This window comes from Paenarthrobacter sp. Z7-10, assembly GCF_026932795.1.
Lineage (GTDB): Bacteria > Actinomycetota > Actinomycetes > Actinomycetales > Micrococcaceae > Arthrobacter_M.
This window is the reverse complement of record NZ_JADPVH010000037.1, coordinates 22,504-40,231: the sequence shown is the minus strand read 5'-3', so window position 1 is coordinate 40,231 and position 17,728 is coordinate 22,504. Positions and strand designations below refer to the sequence as shown.

Genomic DNA, 17,728 nt, shown 5'->3' with positions numbered 1-17,728 from the left:
GGAAGCAAATGGCCCGCGAGCACACCAACATCCAAAAGCTGACGCTGACCATCATCAATACCCTGCATGAATCCAGTCTTCCGCAATCCCGGGAAACCGTTCGAAGGCGCGCCTTAACGCCCCCGATTAATCAGCACCGTCCTAGGCGGCGTGGATCTATAGGTTTGCGGCTCCGCAGACCCATAAGCCTGAGTCGGGGGCGGGTCAGGCGGGTGCTGAATCCTCCGGCGCCTTTCCCAGCAGCGCCTCCTTAGCCAGGAACCAGACGACCAGCGCAAAGGCTCCCACGATGCCGGCCAAACCGAAGGCCGGGCCGTAGGAAAAGGCGTCAACAACAATGCCGGCGGCGATCGGACCCAAAATGGTACCGAAGTCCTGGCTCATCTGAAAAGTGGCCAGGACCTTGCCGCCGGATCGGTTGTTGCCTATCACGTCCGCCACTGCGGCCTGCTGTGCCGGGCCCAGCAGGCCACTGCCGATGCCGGCGATGGCCGAGACGATCAGGAAAACCGGAATGCTGCTGGTGAGCCCCAGCACGGCCATCGCCGTCGAGTTGACCGCCAAACCGGCTATCACCATCGGTCGGCGTCCCCAACTGTCCGCCAGCTTGCCCGAAAAGGTCAGCGCCGCTCCGGTGCCGACTGCGAAGACCGTCAGCGACAGTCCGGCCACTTCCGGGCCGCCGCCCAGGGCCACCGTCGCGAAGAGTGGCACCAACGCCATCCGGATGCCGAAGGCCGACCAGCCGTTGGAAAAAGCGGAAACCAGGGCCGCACGGTAGGCGCGGGACTTCAGCGCCTCGCTCAAGCCCATCGGCTTCTGCGCCGGCGCCGGCGGCTCGTTCACCTGCGCAAGAGGTTCGCGTCCGGGGACCAAAGGAGCATTCACGACTGCGTTTGCAGTGCCCGATGGAGCGGCACCCCCCGCTCCGGGCTCGGGCAGCGGCATGGTCGGGTGCAGCTGTGTGGCCACCACCGCCGCAGCCAGCAGGAGCGCGGCGGCGTAGACCAGGAAGGGTAGTTGCAGTCCAAAGCCGGCCAATAATCCGCCAATGGCAGGGCCGGCAATATTGCCAAGCAGGAACGAACCCGCGTACGCACTGGTGATGCGACCCCGTGATGTCGGCGGGGCCAGGCGCACAAGCAGACCCATTGCGGCGACGGTGAACATCGTCGAACCCACGCCGCCCAGTCCGCGGAAGACCAGTAACTGCCAGTAGGTATGGGCGAAGGCACAGGCGGCCGAGGAGGCAGCGACAATCAGGATGCCGCTGACATAAATCCAGCGCTCGCCGAACCGCTCCACCAGCTGCCCGGACACTGGTGCAAAGAGCAGCCGGGTGAAGGCGAAGGCACTGATCACAAGGGCTGCGGCACTGATGGAAACGTCGAAACTGTGCGCAAACTGTGGCAGCACCGGGGCCACCAGGCCGTAGCCCACGGCAATGACGAAGGCCGCGGCGATGAGGACCCGAATCTCGCGGACCAGCGGAGCGCGGGCCGCGGCGGCTGCCGGCTGGGGGAGAGGAACCATGATTGAAAGTTTGGCACAGCCCCGGAGCGGAGTCTGCCGCAGTGAACAGCACCCGCGCCCGACGGACGCTGCGGGTGCTGTGAGAAGCTTGAACACGTGAACGAAACTCTGACCATCATCGTGTCCATCGTCGTCGTCCTGGCCGTCATTGGCGTGCTGATTCCGGTTTTCCTGCGGGGCCGCCGCAGCAAGGAGGTCTATCCCACCACCCGGGATGCCAACGACCCGGCGTCGAACCCGATGGCTGGCACCGGCACGCTGTTGGAGGACCGGCCCGGCACCATTGCTCCGCCCATGCCGGGAATAACTTCCGACGAGGACGTTAGTGTCGAGGACGATCTGGCGGGGCTGCAGACCCTGCCGGCGATCGAGACTCCGGCGGCGGTGGAGGGACGCCTGATCCGGCTTCGGGCCCGCCTGGCCCGCTCCAACAACGCGCTGGGCAAGGGGCTCCTGGCGCTGCTCTCCCGCGACAATATCGATGAATCCGTCTGGGATGAGATTGAGGAAACGCTGCTGCTGGCGGATCTGGGCACCGCTCCCACCATGGAACTGGTCGATTCGCTGCGCGCCCGCGTTCGGGTCCTGGGCAGCCGGGACGCGAGCCACGTCCAGCAGATGCTTCGCGAGGAGCTGGTCAAGCTGGTGGATCCAACCATGGACCGCTCGCTGAACATTGAACGGCACGCGGACCGGCCGGCCGTGATGATGGTGGTCGGCGTCAACGGCGTGGGCAAGACAACCACCGTGGGAAAGCTGGCCCGCGTGCTCGTGGCGGAGAACAAAGACGTCCTGCTGGGCGCCGCCGACACGTTCCGGGCGGCCGCGGCGGAGCAGTTGGCAACCTGGGGTCAGCGCGTGGGAGTGCCCACAGTAAAGTCCGACGTCGATGGAGCGGATCCGGCGTCCGTCGCCTTTGAGGCGGTCCGGGCGGGGATCGAGCAGGAAGTGGACGTCGTCATGATCGACACCGCGGGCAGGCTGCAGAACAAGGTCGGCCTGATGGACGAGCTCGGCAAGGTTAAGCGCGTCATCGAAAAGCAGGCAACTGTGGATGAGGTGCTGCTGGTGCTTGACGCAACCACCGGCCAGAACGGTTTGGCGCAGGCGAAAGTCTTTGCCGACGTCGTCAATATCACCGGCATCGTGCTGACCAAACTGGACGGATCCGCCAAGGGCGGCATCGTCGTCGCCATCCAGAAGACCCTGGGTGTGCCGGTCAAGCTGGTGGGCCTGGGCGAGGGCGCCGATGACCTTGCCCCGTTCGACGCTGCGGACTTTGTCGACGCCCTGCTGAACTAGTCCCGTTACAGGGCGAGCAGTCGCCTGAGCACCAATTCGACTTTGAGCAGTACGATCTCGTCGACCAGACCGAACCGCTGTTCGAGCCGCAGCGGCGAGACGGCGCGAATGTCCTCGCACCGGATATAGCTCACGGCGCTGAGGCCGGAGGTGCCGGGTTCAACCTCGACGTGGGTTGAGCGGGCGCGGTAGGTACGCGTAATCGGGAGCACCGTGACCACAGATGGGTTTGAGTCAAGCCAAGGCTGTGCGCTCAGCAGGACTACAGGTCGCCGCAATGACTGCTCATGACCAATGGGAGTGCCGAGGTCGGCTAAGTAGATTCCTCCGCGCCTCACCAGCGGCCTTGAGCGCTTAGGAGGTCGTCGTCTGCGTCAACGAGGCTCTCCACGCTCGAGGAAGATTGGATGTCCGCTTCCCTTTGCCCAACTGGGAGGGAAGCGTTCTCCCGCTGCACCGCTTTCCAGAACGTTCGTTCGTCCGCTGCGTTCAAAGCGTCGTCAATAACGGCAGCCAAAGTGGAATGCTCCCGTTGAGCCCGCGTGGCAATGCGGTCACGCAGGGTCTTGGGCACCTTGATGGTCGTAGTATCCCCGGCAGTCATACTCAAAGTATACGACCAGAGCCGCGTTACATCCCTGAAACATGGCGGTCACCCAGCTTTTACCTGGCCGCCCTTGTTGTAACAGGGTGGCAATCATTCGTCCCAGCGGGCGAAACACTTGGCCGCCAGTCTTGTAGAGACCACATTGCATCCGCCGCATCCTGAACGAACTGCGCGGCAGCAAAAAGTTCTACGAGAAAGGGCAGGAGCCATGAACACTGGCGACACAGCCTGGGTAATGGCTTCGGCCGCCCTGGTACTGCTGATGACCCCCGGGCTGGCTTTCTTCTACGGCGGCATGACCCGGGCCAAGGGTGTGCTGAACATGATGATGATGAGCTTCGGCGCCATCGCCGTCGTTGGTGTCCTTTGGGTGCTCTATGGCTACTCCGCCGCCTTCGGCACCGACACTTTCCACGGTCTGCTGGGCAACCCCTTCGAAAAGTTCGGCCTGCAGGGCGTCCTGACCACGGGTGACAACGCCCCGCTGGTGGGCACCATCCCCGAAATGGCCTTCGTTGGCTTCCAAGCCGTCTTCGCCATCATCACCGTTGCCCTGATTTCCGGGGCCATCGCCGACCGGGCCAAGTTCGGAGCGTGGATGCTTTTCGGTGGCATCTGGGTGACCCTGGTGTACTTCCCGGTGGCGCACTGGGTCTTCGATTTCAACAAGGACGCGAACGGCAACCCGATTGGCGGCTGGATCGGCCAGGGACTGGGCGTCATTGACTTCGCCGGTGGCACCGCTGTCCACATCAATGCCGGTGCTGCGGCCCTGGCCCTGGCCCTGGTGCTCGGCAAGCGCAAGGGCTTCGGCAAGGACCCGAGCCACCGCCCGCATAACCTTCCGTTCGTGATGCTCGGTGCCGGCCTGCTGTGGTTCGGCTGGTTTGGCTTTAACGCCGGCTCTGCCCTCGGTGCCAACTCCGTCGCCGCATATGCCTGGATCAATACCCTGGCCGCCCCGGCCGCGGCCACCATCGGCTGGCTGGTCGTGGAACGGTTCCGTGATGGCCACGCCACCTCCCTCGGTGCGGCATCCGGCGCCGTCGCGGGTCTGGTGGCCATCACCCCGGCCTGTTCCGCTCTCACCCCGGTCTGGTCCATCGTGCTGGGTCTGCTCGCCGGTGCCGTCTGTGCTCTGGCCGTGGGGCTGAAGTACCGGTTCGGTTACGATGATTCCCTGGATGTGGTCGGTGTCCACCTGGTCGGCGGCCTGTTTGGCACGTTGTTTATTGGCCTCGCAGCCAACCCGGAGTCTCCGGCGGCCGCTGCAGGCCTGTTTTATGGCGGTGGCCTGGAACAGCTTGGCAAGCAGGCGATCGGTTCGGTGGCGGTCCTGGTCTACTCCTTCGTGATCGCATTCGTCGTCGGCTGGATCATCAACAAGACCATCGGCTTCCGGGTCTCCGAGGATCATGAGGTGGCAGGCGTCGACATCAGCGTCCACGCCGAATCCGCCTACGACTTCGGCGGCCGTGTTGGCAGCAGCTTCCACCCGCTCGAAGCGGAACTGCACGCCAGGTTCGCCAGTGAAACCGGGGATCGCGCTATCGTCAAGGAATCGCCCACAAGCGACAGCGAAGGAAAGCTGAAGGTAAAAGCATGAAACTGATCACCGCCATTGTCCGTCCGGAAAAACTCGATGATGTCCGAGGTGGGCTGGAAAGCTACGGTGTGCAGGGACTGACCGTCAGCGGTGCCCACGGCTACGGCCGCCAGCGCGGACACACCGAGGTCTACCGCGGTGCCGAGTACACCGTGGACCTGCACGCCAAGATCCGGATTGAGGTCCTGGCCACCGAGGAGCAGGTCGATGACATTGTGGACGTCATCATCTCCAGCTCCAATACCGGCCGTGCCGGCGACGGCAAGGTCTGGACCGTTGATGTTCAGGAAGCTGTCCGGGTCCGCACCGGAGAACGCGGCGACTCGGCGGTCTAAGATTTGGGGCATTCCAGCCGCCCGAGGAGCCGAGAAGGGGCCAGGAGGAGCGGAAAGGGGCAGGGAAGAGCCCGGAGATGGCTGGAGATGCCGGGAGAGTCAGTTTTCGGAGCTGTCCCAACCGCCGGGACCCGCGGATCCGGCCGGATATTCCTCAATCGGCACCGTGTTGTCCCGCCAGGCTTCCAGGGCAGGGTCAACGATCCGCCAACATTGCTCGGCAGTGTCACCTCGAACCGAGAGCAGTGGATCCCCGTGCAGCACGCCGTCCAGCACTTCGCCGTAAGGCAGCAGTTCGTCTCCGGCCAGGTCGGCCTGCAGTTGGACCCGGCTGAGGGTAAAAGGGTCACCGGGACCGTTGATGTCCAGATCAAGGGTGAGCGTATCGGGGCCGAAGCCGATGTGCAGCCGGGTGGGACTGTCCACGCCTTGGAAGCCGGTGGGCAGGTGGGGGACCGCCTTGTAGGTAATGACGGCTTCCTTCCGGGCCCTTCCCAAAGACTTGCCTGAGCGCAGGACAAAAGGAACTCCAGCCCAACGCCAGTTTTTCACCCGGACCTCAACCTCGGCCAGGGTCTCAGTATTGTTGGCTGGGTCCACACCCTCTTCGTCGACATAGTCCGGTACCTGCCGCGAACCTATCTGGCCGTGGGTGTAACGTGCCCGGCGCGTGCTGGCGCTAAAGTCCGGATCGATGCTGCTGGCCCGCAGCACCGCGGCTATCCCGTCCCGGACGTCCCGTTCACTCAACGTGGCAGGGACGTCCATGGCAAGAATGGCCATGATCTGGAGCAGGTGGCTCTGGATCATGTCCCGCAGCGCGCCGGCTTTGTCGTAGTAGCGTGCCCGGTTCTCCAAGGTCAGGTCCTCATCGAAGACAATCTCGATCTTGGCGATGTTGTCGCTGTTCCACAGCGGCTCCAGCAGCCGGTTGGCAAAACGAAGACCCAGAATGTTGAAAACTGTGGACTTCCCCAGGAAATGGTCCACCCGGTGGATATGATCCTCCGGGACCAGCGTGGCCAGCGCCCCGTTCAGCGTGCGGGCCGACGCCTGATCGGAGCCGAAGGGCTTTTCCATCACCAGCCGTGTTCCGGCCGGCAGGTCCTCGGGCCGCAGCACCTCGCACGCCTTTTGGCTCACTGCCGGCGGTAGGGCGAAGTAGATGGCGGTCGGAGCCTGAACTGTCGTGAGCAGTTTTGCGAGCGCGCCCGGTGCCGTCACATCCAGCTTGTGGTAGGTGGTGGACGTCTGCACGGCTTTGAGGGCCGCCTTCCCCTCCGCCGTGGCGTTGTCCGCCACCTGCTCGAAGGCGTCGGAAACCCGTTCCTGCCACTGCTGCGGCGTCCAGTCGTCGCTGCCGGCACCGACCAGAGTAATCCCTTCGGCGCGGCCGCCCGCAATCAGCCGGGACACACCGGGGAGCAGCAGCCGGCCGGTCAGGTCGCCGGAAGCACCCAGTATGAGCAAGGTTCGGATGGCGCTGGTCGAGTCAGCCTCGGCCGAGGTGTCTTGGGGAGCTCCGGACTGAAGAGCGGAGTGATTGGCCGGTTTCCTGGGGTCTTGGGAGGTAGTCACACTTTCAGCATGCCATTGAACGGCCCGCAGCTCCCGTGGCGCGCCGTTTCCGGACAGCGGGCTTGGTATCCTTGATAGCTGGGACCGCCGAGGGTCTGCCGCGCGTTCCTTGAGACCGTCCGGCAGCCGTGCCTTAGTCGGCAGGTCCGCCAGCCATTCGACGATGAAAGAAGTACACGGCGCGTGTTCAACTCACTATCTGACCGGTTGACAGCAACCTTCAAGAATCTCCGCGGCAAGGGCCGGCTCAGTGAAGCCGACGTCGACGCCACAGTGCGGGAAATCCGCCGCGCGCTGCTGGACGCGGATGTCGCGGTGCCGGTGGTGCGCGCCTTCACGGGCAAAATCCGCGAACGCGCCTTGGGCGCCGAGGTCAATGCCGCGCTGAATCCGGGTCAGCAGATCGTCAAGATCGTCAACGAGGAGCTTGTCGCCATCCTGGGCGGCGAGACCCGCCGGATCCGGCTGGCGAAGAACCCGCCCACGGTCATCATGCTGGCCGGTCTGCAGGGTGCCGGCAAGACCACGCTGGCGGGAAAGCTGTCCAAGTGGCTCAAGGGCCAGGGTCACAGTCCGCTGCTGGTGGCCGCGGATCTGCAGCGCCCCAACGCGGTCAAGCAGCTGCAGGTCAACGGCGAACGCGCTGGCGTTCCGGTCTTTGCTCCGCATCCGGGCGTCAGCTCAGAATTCGAGGCCGCCACCGGTGACCCTGTCGCCGTCGCCCGTGCCGGCGTTGCCGAGGCGCGCGCCAAACTGCACGACGTTGTCATTGTGGACACGGCCGGCCGTCTGGGCATCGACGAGGAGTTGATGCGCCAGGCCGCGGACATCCGCGCCGCCATCGTTCCCGATGAAGTGCTCTTCGTCATCGACGCTATGATCGGCCAGGACGCCGTCACGACCGCCCACGCCTTTGACGAGGGCGTGAACTTCACCGGCGTCGTACTGACAAAGCTCGACGGCGATGCCCGGGGAGGCGCGGCGCTTTCGGTCGCGTCGGTGACGGGTAAGCCGGTGATGTTCGCCTCCACCGGTGAGGGTCTGGACGACTTTGAAATCTTCCATCCGGACCGGATGGCCAGCCGCATCCTGGACCTCGGTGATGTGCTTACCCTGATTGAGCAGGCCGAGAAAAACTGGGACAAGGACGAAGCAGCCCGGATGGCGAAGAAATTCGCCGACCAGGAGGACTTCACGCTGGACGACTTCCTGTCCCAGATGCAGCAGATCCGCAATATGGGATCAATGAAAAAGATGCTGATGATGATGCCCGGTGCCGCCGGTATCCGCCAGCAGTTGGAAAACTTCGACGAGCGCGAAATTGACCGCGTGGAAGCCATTGTCCGGTCCATGACCCCGCACGAGCGGGTTGCCCCGAAGATGATCAATGGCTCGCGCCGTGCCCGGATCGCCAAGGGCTCCGGAGTGCATGTCTCCGAAGTCAACGGCCTGCTGGAGCGTTTCGGCCAGGCCCAGAAGATGATGAAGAAGATGGCCCAGGGCGGGGGGATGCCCGGCGTGTCGGGAATGCCCGGATCCGGCGGCGCACGCAAGGGTGGCAAGAACGCGCCCAAGAAGAAGGCGCGTTCCGGAAACCCGGCAAAGGCGGCCCAGGAACTGCGGGAGGCCGAGGAGCGCCGGGCCAGCGGCGCCAAGGCCCTGCCCACCGGCGCGGCCTTCGGCCAGCAGGACGAGCAGGGATTCGATCCGTCCGCGTTGAACCTGCCCAAGGGCTTCGACAGGTTCCTGGGTAAATAGCGGCGGGTAGTTCGCGGCGCCAGTCCGTCCCGAAAGTCCGTCCCGCCGGTGGTTCGCACTCATCCAGTCGCTGACTGGCGAAAGTCCGTCCCGCCGTGCAGTACGGCGTCGGGGTCGTTCCGACGCCGGCATATTTCCGCAATTTTTGTACAGGAGCTTTCAGATGCACAAAGAGCGGATCGTTTTTGTCCACGGCGCCGGCGGTTTCGGTGCCGCCGCCTGGCCGAAACAGCACGGCCTCGCATTAGCCTACGATGCGCTGTTCCTGAAGCGGCACGGATTCGATGCCGAGGCCGAACCCCTTCCCACCGACTTCGATGCCGACCGGGACATTGTGCTGGACGCACTGGGCAGCGGGGGACACGTTGTTGCTCATTCACAAGGTGCCATCTCGGCAATGATGGCCGCCGTCGACCGCCCCGATCTGGTGCATTCCTTGGTGTTGGTCGAACCTGCCTGCCTGTCGCTGACGGCCGAGCTGCCTGCGACAGCCGCTCATCGAGGCCTGATGGATCCCCTGTTCGCGCGCCGATTTGAACTGACCGATGATCAGTTCCATCGGGAGTTTGTCCGCATCGCGTCCTCGAGCGAAGCCCAACCGCTGCTCACTGAGGAGGAACGGCGGGCTGCCCGCAGGCTCCGACTTCAGACGCCTCCGTGGGAAGCTCCGCTGCATTTCGTACCGGGGGTTCCCACCCTGGTCCTCACGGGCGGTTGGGAACCGCTGTATGAGGAGATTGCCGGCTACCTCGCCTCGACGGGGGCAGCGCACCGCAGCACCGCCGGCGCGCACCGTCCACATGATACGGCCGACGGCGACCGGTTGATCCGCGCGTTCCTCCGCGATCAGCCGGGACGGTAAAAGCGAAAAGGCGGGTTCCCGGAGCCGCTGGTCCCGAGTGCCATCGCATCTTGTCGGTGGGCCGACATAGGCTCGGATTATGCTTGAAATCCGTCCCGCCGCGTTGGCCGAATTGTCGCTGCTGCCCGCCATTGAGGCCGAATCGGACACCCTGCTCACCGCCCTTGATGTCCTTCCGCTTACCGCTGTGCTGCCGCCGGGGGCCGGGGTTGCTGAATTCTCCGCGGCGCTGCATATTTTGGTGGCCGGGCGTCCGCCGGTGGCCTTCGCCCGGCTCGAGGAATTGGACGGGCAGGCGCACTTGGAACAGCTTTCCGTCCACCCGGATTGGGCTAGGCAGGGAATTGGACGCGCCCTTGTCCATGCCGCCGTTGCCTGGGCACGGGAATCCGGCTACCGCGTCCTGACCCTGTCCACTTTCGCCGATGTTCGCTTTAACGCACCGTTTTATATGAGCTGCGGCTTTGTGGCCGTGACATCGCCAGGACCGGAACTGCAGGAAGTGAGCCGCCGCGAAGTGGAGTTGGGACTCGACAAGCTGGGACCCAGGGTTCTGCTGCAGCGTATTTTACCCGGCGTGCCAGAGGGAAATGGTGCCCCACGGCCGCGGTTTCTGACCCACGGAGAACAGGGAAGACCGATCATGCCGCTGTAGCTGAATCTGCCGCGGGCATTCGGGACGTTCCCGGGTTCTGCCGCAGCGGCTGCTGCCCCCGGAGATTGCCGAAGTTCCGGGGTTCTGCCGCAGCGGCTGCTGCCCGGCTGGAAACGGGATAGACTTTTGGAATAAATTGAAGCTTCAACCAATTGAAAAAGGCACAAGGCCGCCGACAGCGGACCACCGACCGAGCCGGAGTACGAAATGACCAGCACCAGCACCGCATCCAGCCAAGATCAACTATCTTCCGATCTCTCCATGGGCACCGTGATGCTCAAGGTGGGGGATATGGCAGTAATGTCCACCTACTACCGGCAGGCCCTCGGGCTGACAACCGTGGCCGAAGCCGACGGAGGCCTGTATTTAGGCAGAGGCACGACTCCCTTGGTGCATCTTGCTCCCGCGCCGGGCCTGCGTGTCCCCGGCCGCGGCGAAGCGGGCCCCTTTCACACCGCACTGTTGTTCGAGGATCAGGGCGCACTGGCCGCCACCGTCGCCAGCGCCGCCAAGTTTGAGCCGCGGGCGTTCGTAGGCAGTGCGGACCACTTGGTCAGCGAAGCGTTTTACTTCACCGATCCGGAAGGTAATGGAATCGAACTGTATTACGACCGTCCGCGCGAGGCATGGCAGTGGGATGACGGCTCCGTCGTGATGGACAGCCTGGCTCTGCCGCCGCAGCAGTATCTTCAGGACCACCTTCTCGAAGCCGAGGCAGCCGGACAGCGGCAGGCGGACGCCGCCGTCGGCCATGTCCACCTGCAGGTAGGTGACGTGCAGACCGCCAAGCAGTGCTATGTGGAAACCCTGGGCTTTGCGCAGACAGCGGGTTGGCACGGACAGGCACTCTTCGTCTCCGCCGGTGGCTACCATCACCACATGGCGATGAACGTGTGGAACAGCCGCGGCGCAGGCCCCCGCAAGGACACCTTGGGGCTGGGCGAGGTGCTGATCCAGCTGCCCGGCCGCGACGACGTTGGTGCGCTGTCGGAGCGGCTGGACTCGGCGGGAGTCGCGGTGGCCAATACCGGTGCCGAGCTGTTGTTTGAGGATCCATGGCGGAACCGGATCCGCGTTAGTGTGGAATCAACCGCATAGGATACGCAGCGGCGACCGGATCGGACTTAGCCACGCTTACCGATCCCAGCCGCGCATCGACGTTGGAGGCAATCAGTGCCCGCATTTTCGGAATTTTTCGTTGCAGACCACCGCAGTGCGGTGCGCTATGCCACAGCGCTTGAAGCGGGGGAGAATCCCACGGTGGACTTGCCCCGGCTGGCCGCGCCGGAGGTTACGGATCTGGACGTGGAGATCCTGGGCGAACTGGCCGCGGCTACCGTACACGCCGGTGGAGTCGACTGCGCGCTGGGCATGGTGGACGTGGAGCTGGAGGAGCTGTACGTGGTTCCGGAGCCGCTGACCGTCATTTTTGCCGAGCTGAAGGACCTGGAGGACCAGGAGGACGTCAGTGCGTTGGCCGCCAGCTGGGCGCACTCGGAGGAAATGGCTTCCACGCCGGCCAGCACCGAACCGATGGTGCGTGCCCTCTCGGAGCTGGCATCCATGGTGGACGAGGAGGGCGTGCGCAATCTGTACTTCTGGAACTATCCGGGTTGAGTTCGCCGCACCCTCCGGCATCTGGCATAATGGAGGCGTACTCGATCCATGTGGCCCCTCTCTCCGCGTGAAGATCTTGTCCTTTGAACCCGAACGATCGGCCCGCCCCACGGGAGCGTGACAATGGGTTCGTCCCTTTTAGAACCAGGAGTGACCACAAAAGTGGCCGTAAAGATTCGCCTTAAGCGCTTTGGTAAAATGCGCGCACCGTACTACCGCATCGTCGTTGCCGATTCGCACACCAAGCGTGACGGTCGTGCCATCGAAGAAATCGGCAAGTACCACCCGACCGAAGAGCCCTCGTTCATCGAGGTCGACTCGGACCGCGCCCAGTACTGGCTCTCCGTCGGCGCGCAGCCGTCCGAGCCGGTTGCCGCGATCCTGAAGATCACCGGTGACTGGCAGAAATTCAAGAACCTGCCGGGCCAGGAAGGCACCCTGAAGACCAAGGAACCGAAGGCAGCATTCGTTGCACCGGTCAAGTCCTCGGTCATCGTCAAGGAAGCCATCACCCCGAAGGCCAAGCCGGCTGAAACGACCGACGAGGCCGCAGCCGCAGAGACCACCGAGGCCAAGTAAATTGCTCGCCGAAGCGCTTGAACACCTGGTCCGCGGGATCGTTGACAGTCCTGAGGATGTCAAGGTCAACGTGAAGAGCAACCGCCGCGGGGAATCCCTCGAGGTGCGCGTCCACCAGGAAGACCTGGGCCGGGTTATCGGGCGTCAGGGACGTACTGCCCGCGCTTTGCGCACGGTGATTGCTGCACTGGCCGACGGCGAGCAGGTCCGTGTCGACGTGGTCGACACCGACCGCCGCCGCTGACCCCAGGGCAGGCGCTGTACAGCAGGGCGTTCCAGGTTTGGCCCCGGCACCTCCAAGGTGCCGGGGCCAAACCTTTTTCAGTGCTCCGAGCCGGGCGGAAGGCGTACGCCCCGCACGGAGCAACGGCACTTCCAATTTCAATTTTTCAGGAGACGCGGGAGCACCGCCGTCCGGACAGCAGGAGGAGTTCCATGAAGGTTCAGGTTGCCCGGATCGGTAAGCCGCACGGTATCCGCGGTGAGGTCACCGTGCAGGTGCTCACCGACGCCCCCGAAGACCGCTTTGTTCCCGGCACGGAACTCGAAGTGGAGCCTGCCACTTTGGGCCCGCTGACGATCGAGGGCTCCCGCTGGAATAAGACCATTCTGCTGCTGGCTTTTGAGCAAATCCAGACCCGTAATGAAGCCGAGACTTTGCGCGGCGCCAAGGTCTTCATTGATTCGGACGAGGTGGAGGACGACGACGACGACGCCTGGTACGAACACGAATTGGTGGGGCTTTCGGCGCGGGTCGGCTCCGAGGAAGTGGGCAAGGTCGTGGGACTGAACACGATGCCTGTGCAGGATCTGCTGATCATCGAAGACGCTCACGGCGAAGAGATTCTGGTGCCCTTTGTGACCGAGATCGTCCCCGAGGTCAATATCGAAGGCGGCTATGTGCTGCTGACACCGCCCAACGGGCTATTTGACGTGAATTCCGAGTCGGCGGTCGCGGCTCCAGAGGCCCCCGAGCCCCGGGAAACCCCGGGAGCCTGATGCGCTTCGACGTAGTCAGCATTTTCCCGGAGTATCTGGCGCCGCTGGAACTGAGCCTGATTGGCAAGGCCCGGCAGGACGGAATCCTGGAACTGAACGTCCATGATTTGCGGGACTTCGCCACCGACCGGCACCGCACCGTCGACGACACCCCATACGGCGGCGGTGCAGGCATGGTGATGAAACCGGAACCCTGGGCACTCGCCCTCGAGCCGCTGGCCCAAGCGTCAGCCGCGGACGTCCCCGATCCGGTGAACCGGACTGAAGCGGCCGCCCTCCTCGATCCGGAGGTCCGGGCTGAAGCGGGGGACCGGTCCGGTTCGGATGGGCAGGGCAGCCAGGCGGCGTTAGTCAAGCCGACGCTGATTGTGCCCTCTCCGGCGGGCGACGTTTTCACCCAGCAGCTGGCCCAAGAACTTTCCACCGAGGACCGCTTGGTTTTTGCCTGCGGCCGCTATGAGGGCATTGACGAACGTGTGCTCGAATGGGCCGCTGATTATTTCACCGTCCGGCCAATCAGCCTCGGAGATTATGTGCTCAACGGCGGGGAAGTGGCCGTTCTGGCGATGGTGGAGGCCATTGGTCGACTGTTGCCCGGCGTGGTGGGCAACCCGGCGTCCCTGATCGAGGAGTCACACTCGGACGGCCTGCTGGAGTATCCCGTCTACACCAAACCCTCAACCTGGCGTGAGCGCAGCATTCCAGACGTCCTGCTCAGCGGCAACCATGCCAAAATCGCTCAATTCCGCCGGGATGAGCAGTTGCGCCGAACAGTGGCCCGCCGGCCAGACCTGATTGCCGCTCTTGATCCCGCCCTGTTGACCAAGACGGAACGCGCCACTCTAGCGGAACTGGGGTACGCCGTCGTCGGCGGGCGGCTGCAGCGGCACTAAAGCCGAACGAACTGCGGATCCGATTAGCGGCGGGCGGGGCGGCTGTGACAGAATTGATCGTCGTGTCAACTGGGTTGCACCCTGCCACAGGGGGAGTGCGATCAACAGCGGACACGCCGTCCTTCCGATTCCGGACAGCGGCGGTACATCCTAATTTTCGGCAGTGATCTCCGTGCCCGCTCGGGCCCGCACCATGACTGCCGGAACGGAAAGTGAATGACCTGTGGCGTTCACCAGAAGGAATACTATGCATATCCTCGACTCCCTCGATGCGGCCAGCCTGCGCAGCGACGTCCCCGCGTTCCGCGCCGGCGACACCCTCAAAGTCCACGTGAACATCATTGAAGGCAGCCGGTCCCGTGTCCAGGTGTTCCAGGGCTTCGTGCTCGGGCGCCAGGGCGACGGCATCCGCGAAACCTTCACGGTCCGCAAGGTCTCCTTCGGTGTTGGCGTGGAGCGTACCTTCCCGGTGCACTCCCCGATCATCGACAAGATCGAGCTCGTGTCCAAGGGTGCCGTCCGCCGCGCCAAGCTGTACTACATGCGGGATCTGCGCGGCAAGGCTGCCAAGATCAAAGAAAAGCGCGATATCCTTCCCGCAAAATAGGGGATCCGCACTTTGAACCACACGGAACGCCGGTCCAGGAAACTGGGCTGGCGTTTTGTGCTTCTGGCGGTTGTTGTGGTGCTGGTCCTCAGCGCCGTGATCCGCAGTTGCTGGATCGACGTTTACTACATTCCCTCCGATTCGATGGACCCGTTGCTGCGGACCGGGGACCGGGTGCTGGTGTCCCGCATCGCGTACGGATCGGCGCCCATTCAGCGCGGCAACGTCGTCGTCTTCGATGGCCGCGGATCCTTCGCCCCGCTGGACAGCGGCAAGGGCCCGCTCGCGGACGCCGCCCAGAGCGTGGGAGAATGGCTGGGGATCGCCGGCAGCGACACGGTATACGTCAAGCGGGTGCTAGGCGTGGCCGGGGACCACATCCGTTGCTGCGCATCGGATGGCCGGCTGATCGTCAACGGGTCGCCGCTGACGGAGAGCTACCTCTATCCGGGGGATGTTCCCAGCGCGTTGCCATTCGATGTGGTGGTTCCACAGGGTAAGTTGTGGCTGATGGGTGATCACCGGTCGGTGTCAGCGGATTCCCGCTCGCTGCTCGGCGCCCCCGGCGGTGGCCTGGTGTCCGTCAGCAAGGTTATTGGACGGCCGGTCCAGACGCTTTGGCCGCTTGGAAGTTTCCGGCCGTTGCCCCGGATCGACTTACTCCCGGCCGCCTAGCAGGGCCGGACATCTAGAAGGACAGAGAGCACATGCCGCAGAACACGCCAGGACCGCTCGGCGAGGGGACTCCGCACGGACCCCGACATGCTGCGTCCGACAGCCTTGAGCAGGAGCCCGGCGCGCGCTCTCCGCTGCCGGCACAGGACGACGACGGCGGCACGGGCATTCGATCGGATGCTCCGGCCGGTGCGTCGACGGTCGCGGATGGTCCGGAGGGTGCCTCGGCTGCTACCGGTGCCGAAGGCGCCGCTGGTACTTCGACCGCCGACGGTGGCACGGGTTCCTCGGCTGCCGACGGTGGCGCGGGTTCCTCGGCTGCCGACGGTGGCGCGGGCGGCTCGGACGGTGGCACGGGTACCCTGGCAGCAGACGGCGCTGCGGGTGCTGACGGGGCTGCGGCAAAATTCGGCAAGGGAGCCCTGTCCTGGCTCAAAGAGGTGGGCACAATCGTGCTCATCGCCCTGGTGCTCTCCTTCCTCATCAAGACCTTCCTGTTCCGCGCTTACTGGATACCGTCCGGATCCATGGAGAATACGCTCGAACTCAACGACCGCATCTTCGTCAACCTGCTGGTGCCGCAGCCTTTCGCCCTGCAGCGCGGGGATATCGTCGTGTTCAAGGACAGCCAGGGCTGGCTCGGCCCGGAAGCCGCCCCGAAGCCGGCCGGTCCGTTCAGTTGGGTCAAGGACGCCTTCATGTTTGTGGGCTTGGTGCCCGATGACTCCCAGCAGCATCTGGTCAAGCGGGTGATCGGCCTGCCGGGCGACACCGTGATCTGCTGCGACACGTCGGGCCGGCTTACAGTCAATGGCACGTCGCTGACGGAGCCCTATCTGTTCCCCGGAGCAGTTCCCTCGGAACAGCGCTTCGATGTCACAGTGCCGGACGGTAAACTGTGGGTCATGGGGGACCACCGGAATAACTCCGCCGACTCCCGGGCGCACATGAGCACTCCCGGCAGGGGCTTTGTGCCCATCTCCGATGTCGAAGGCCGCGCCACCGTCATTGCCTGGCCCATCAGCCGCTGGACTTTCCTCGGTAACTACCACGACGTCTTCGGCCCGGTTCCCGCTCCTTCCCCGCACTCCACGGGCAGCCCCTCCGCCGTGCCCACGGGACAATAATGGCCGTCCGGGGAAAGGCCGTAGCCGCCCCGACACTGCGCTACGAACGGTCCTTCCTGGCGGACGGACGCCGGCTCATCGCCGGCTGCGACGAGGTGGGTCGCGGCTCTCTTGCCGGACCAGTCAGTGTGGGCATGGTGGTCATTGACGCCTCCGCGCAGCGCTCCCTTGGCAAGGTCAGGGACAGCAAGCTGCTAACGGCAGCCACCCGGATGGAACTTGTTCCCAAAATACAGCGCTGGGCCGTGGCCCACAGTGTTGGCCACGCCTCCGCAGCCGAAATTGACGCCCACGGGCTGATCGCCGCGCTGCGGCTGGCCGGAACCCGGGCCTGGCTGCAGATACTGGCATCCGGGATCGCGCCCGAGCTCGTGATCCTGGACGGCAACCACAACTGGCTCTCGCCGCGCGCCCAGAGTACGCTGTTTGGCCCTGAGTCTGGCCCCGACTTTGGCGAGCTGGAGGCCGCGGCCAGCGCTGAGATGGTGACTGCCGCCGTCGTCGGCCCTGACCTCGAAGGCCGGAGCTGCGACGCACCCGTCTACACGAAAATCAAAGCGGACATGCAATGCCTCAGCGTGGCCGCGGCCAGCGTGCTGGCGAAAGTGGAGCGCGACGGCATGCTCTGCGAGCTCGATGCCGCCCATCCGCAGTACGGCTGGGCGCTGAACAAGGGCTACGCGACCGCCGCGCATCGGGCCGCCATCGTCGAGCACGGGCCCTCGCCCTATCACCGACTGAGCTGGCGGCTGACCGCGGACGTGCCGGGACGGGCGGGCGAAGACGGTAAGGAAGCCGAAGTGGCCGAGGAAGCCGTGGAAGGCGAAGTGGAGGAAGCCGCGTCCGTCGAAGCCCTCGCCGGTGGGAGATGAGAGAAGCATGAGTGCAGAAGATCTGGAAAACTATGAGACGGAAATGGAGCTCCAGCTCTACCGCGAGTACCGCGATGTGGTGGGTCTGTTCAGCTACGTGGTGGAAACCGAACGCCGCTTCTA

The 17,728-nt window shown here is 64.4% G+C and carries 20 protein-coding genes and 1 pseudogene; 17 read left to right on the top strand and 4 right to left on the bottom strand.

All coding sequences use genetic code 11. The features are described from left to right. Window positions 1-204 precede the first annotated feature (204 nt). Entirely contained in the window at window positions 205-1,533 is a 1,329-nt protein-coding gene (locus tag IV498_RS12200) for an MFS transporter (RefSeq protein ID WP_269046964.1), read from the bottom strand. Window positions 1,534-1,629: 96 nt separating this feature from the next. Here IV498_RS12200 and ftsY point away from each other — a divergent pair, with 96 nt between their 5' ends. Continuing rightward, window positions 1,630-2,835, top strand: coding sequence for a signal recognition particle-docking protein FtsY (gene ftsY / locus IV498_RS12195; RefSeq protein WP_269046962.1), 1,206 nt, complete (start codon window positions 1,630-1,632; stop codon window positions 2,833-2,835). A 5-nt stretch (window positions 2,836-2,840) separates the two neighbouring features. Here ftsY and IV498_RS12190 read toward each other — a convergent pair whose 3' ends face one another. Then, a complete protein-coding gene (locus IV498_RS12190; protein ID WP_269046960.1) occupies window positions 2,841-3,173 on the bottom strand; it encodes a type II toxin-antitoxin system PemK/MazF family toxin in 333 nt (110 codons plus the stop codon). Further along, window positions 3,170-3,445: a hypothetical protein gene (locus tag IV498_RS12185; protein WP_269046958.1), complete on the bottom strand. Its 276-nt coding sequence runs from the start codon at window positions 3,443-3,445 to the stop codon at window positions 3,170-3,172. The genes IV498_RS12190 and IV498_RS12185 overlap by 4 nt, the downstream gene beginning before the upstream one ends. A 205-nt stretch (window positions 3,446-3,650) precedes the next feature. Here IV498_RS12185 and IV498_RS12180 point away from each other — a divergent pair, with 205 nt between their 5' ends. Together IV498_RS12180 and IV498_RS12175 are read left to right on the top strand one after the other, a co-directional pair. Beyond that, on the top strand, window positions 3,651-5,048 hold the full coding sequence (locus IV498_RS12180; protein ID WP_269046956.1) for an ammonium transporter: 1,398 nt from the start codon (window positions 3,651-3,653) through the stop codon (window positions 5,046-5,048). After that, window positions 5,045-5,383, top strand: coding sequence for a P-II family nitrogen regulator (locus IV498_RS12175; protein ID WP_269046954.1), 339 nt, complete (start codon window positions 5,045-5,047; stop codon window positions 5,381-5,383). The genes IV498_RS12180 and IV498_RS12175 overlap by 4 nt, the downstream gene beginning before the upstream one ends. 99 nt (window positions 5,384-5,482) lie before the next feature. Here the strand turns inward: IV498_RS12175 and IV498_RS12170 are convergent, their stop codons facing one another. Beyond that, entirely contained in the window at window positions 5,483-6,961 is a 1,479-nt protein-coding gene (locus tag IV498_RS12170) for a glucose-6-phosphate dehydrogenase (RefSeq protein ID WP_269046952.1), read from the bottom strand. A gap of 183 nt (window positions 6,962-7,144) precedes the next feature. On the opposite strand from IV498_RS12170, the gene ffh reads away from it, so the two are divergent. The 14 genes and pseudogenes from ffh to IV498_RS12100 all read left to right on the top strand — a co-directional run. Continuing rightward, window positions 7,145-8,719 carry a signal recognition particle protein gene (gene ffh / locus IV498_RS12165; protein ID WP_269046950.1) on the top strand — a complete coding sequence of 525 codons (1,575 nt, stop codon included), beginning with the start codon at window positions 7,145-7,147 and terminating at the stop codon, window positions 8,717-8,719. A 163-nt stretch (window positions 8,720-8,882) separates the two neighbouring features. Beyond that, a complete protein-coding gene (locus IV498_RS12160) occupies window positions 8,883-9,581 on the top strand; it encodes an alpha/beta fold hydrolase (protein WP_269046948.1) in 699 nt (232 codons plus the stop codon). A gap of 79 nt (window positions 9,582-9,660) precedes the next feature. Further along, on the top strand, window positions 9,661-10,236 hold the full coding sequence (locus IV498_RS12155) for a GNAT family N-acetyltransferase (RefSeq protein ID WP_269046946.1): 576 nt from the start codon (window positions 9,661-9,663) through the stop codon (window positions 10,234-10,236). A 207-nt stretch (window positions 10,237-10,443) separates the two neighbouring features. After that, on the top strand, window positions 10,444-11,334 hold the full coding sequence (locus IV498_RS12150; protein WP_269046944.1) for a VOC family protein: 891 nt from the start codon (window positions 10,444-10,446) through the stop codon (window positions 11,332-11,334). A gap of 75 nt (window positions 11,335-11,409) precedes the next feature. Then, complete coding sequence (locus tag IV498_RS12145) at window positions 11,410-11,853, top strand: hypothetical protein (protein ID WP_269046942.1); 444 nt, start codon at window positions 11,410-11,412, stop codon at window positions 11,851-11,853. A gap of 162 nt (window positions 11,854-12,015) precedes the next feature. Continuing rightward, a complete protein-coding gene (gene rpsP, locus IV498_RS12140) occupies window positions 12,016-12,432 on the top strand; it encodes a 30S ribosomal protein S16 (RefSeq protein ID WP_269046968.1) in 417 nt (138 codons plus the stop codon). A gap of 1 nt (window position 12,433) precedes the next feature. Then, complete coding sequence (locus IV498_RS12135) at window positions 12,434-12,676, top strand: RNA-binding protein (protein ID WP_269046940.1); 243 nt, start codon at window positions 12,434-12,436, stop codon at window positions 12,674-12,676. Window positions 12,677-12,867: 191 nt separating this feature from the next. Further along, window positions 12,868-13,431, top strand: a complete 564-nt coding sequence (rimM, locus tag IV498_RS12130; RefSeq protein WP_269046938.1) for a ribosome maturation factor RimM — start codon at window positions 12,868-12,870, stop codon at window positions 13,429-13,431. Further along, entirely contained in the window at window positions 13,431-14,324 is an 894-nt protein-coding gene (trmD, locus tag IV498_RS12125) for a tRNA (guanosine(37)-N1)-methyltransferase TrmD (protein ID WP_269046937.1), read from the top strand. Before rimM ends, trmD begins: the two co-directional genes overlap by 1 nt. Window positions 14,325-14,571: 247 nt before the next feature. After that, entirely contained in the window at window positions 14,572-14,931 is a 360-nt protein-coding gene (gene rplS / locus IV498_RS12120; protein ID WP_269046935.1) for a 50S ribosomal protein L19, read from the top strand. Between the two features lie 12 nt (window positions 14,932-14,943). After that, on the top strand, window positions 14,944-15,606 hold the full coding sequence (gene lepB, locus IV498_RS12115) for a signal peptidase I (RefSeq protein ID WP_269046933.1): 663 nt from the start codon (window positions 14,944-14,946) through the stop codon (window positions 15,604-15,606). A gap of 32 nt (window positions 15,607-15,638) precedes the next feature. Beyond that, window positions 15,639-16,733, top strand: a complete 1,095-nt coding sequence (gene lepB, locus IV498_RS12110) for a signal peptidase I (RefSeq protein ID WP_269046931.1) — start codon at window positions 15,639-15,641, stop codon at window positions 16,731-16,733. Further along, the gene (locus IV498_RS12105) at window positions 16,733-17,605 is read left to right on the top strand and encodes a ribonuclease HII (RefSeq protein WP_269046929.1); all 873 of its coding nucleotides are present in this window, start codon (window positions 16,733-16,735) and stop codon (window positions 17,603-17,605) included. Before lepB (IV498_RS12110) ends, IV498_RS12105 begins: the two co-directional genes overlap by 1 nt. A 7-nt stretch (window positions 17,606-17,612) precedes the next feature. Then, a pseudogene (locus tag IV498_RS12100) lies at window positions 17,613-17,728 on the top strand (DUF2469 family protein); the annotation flags it as partial.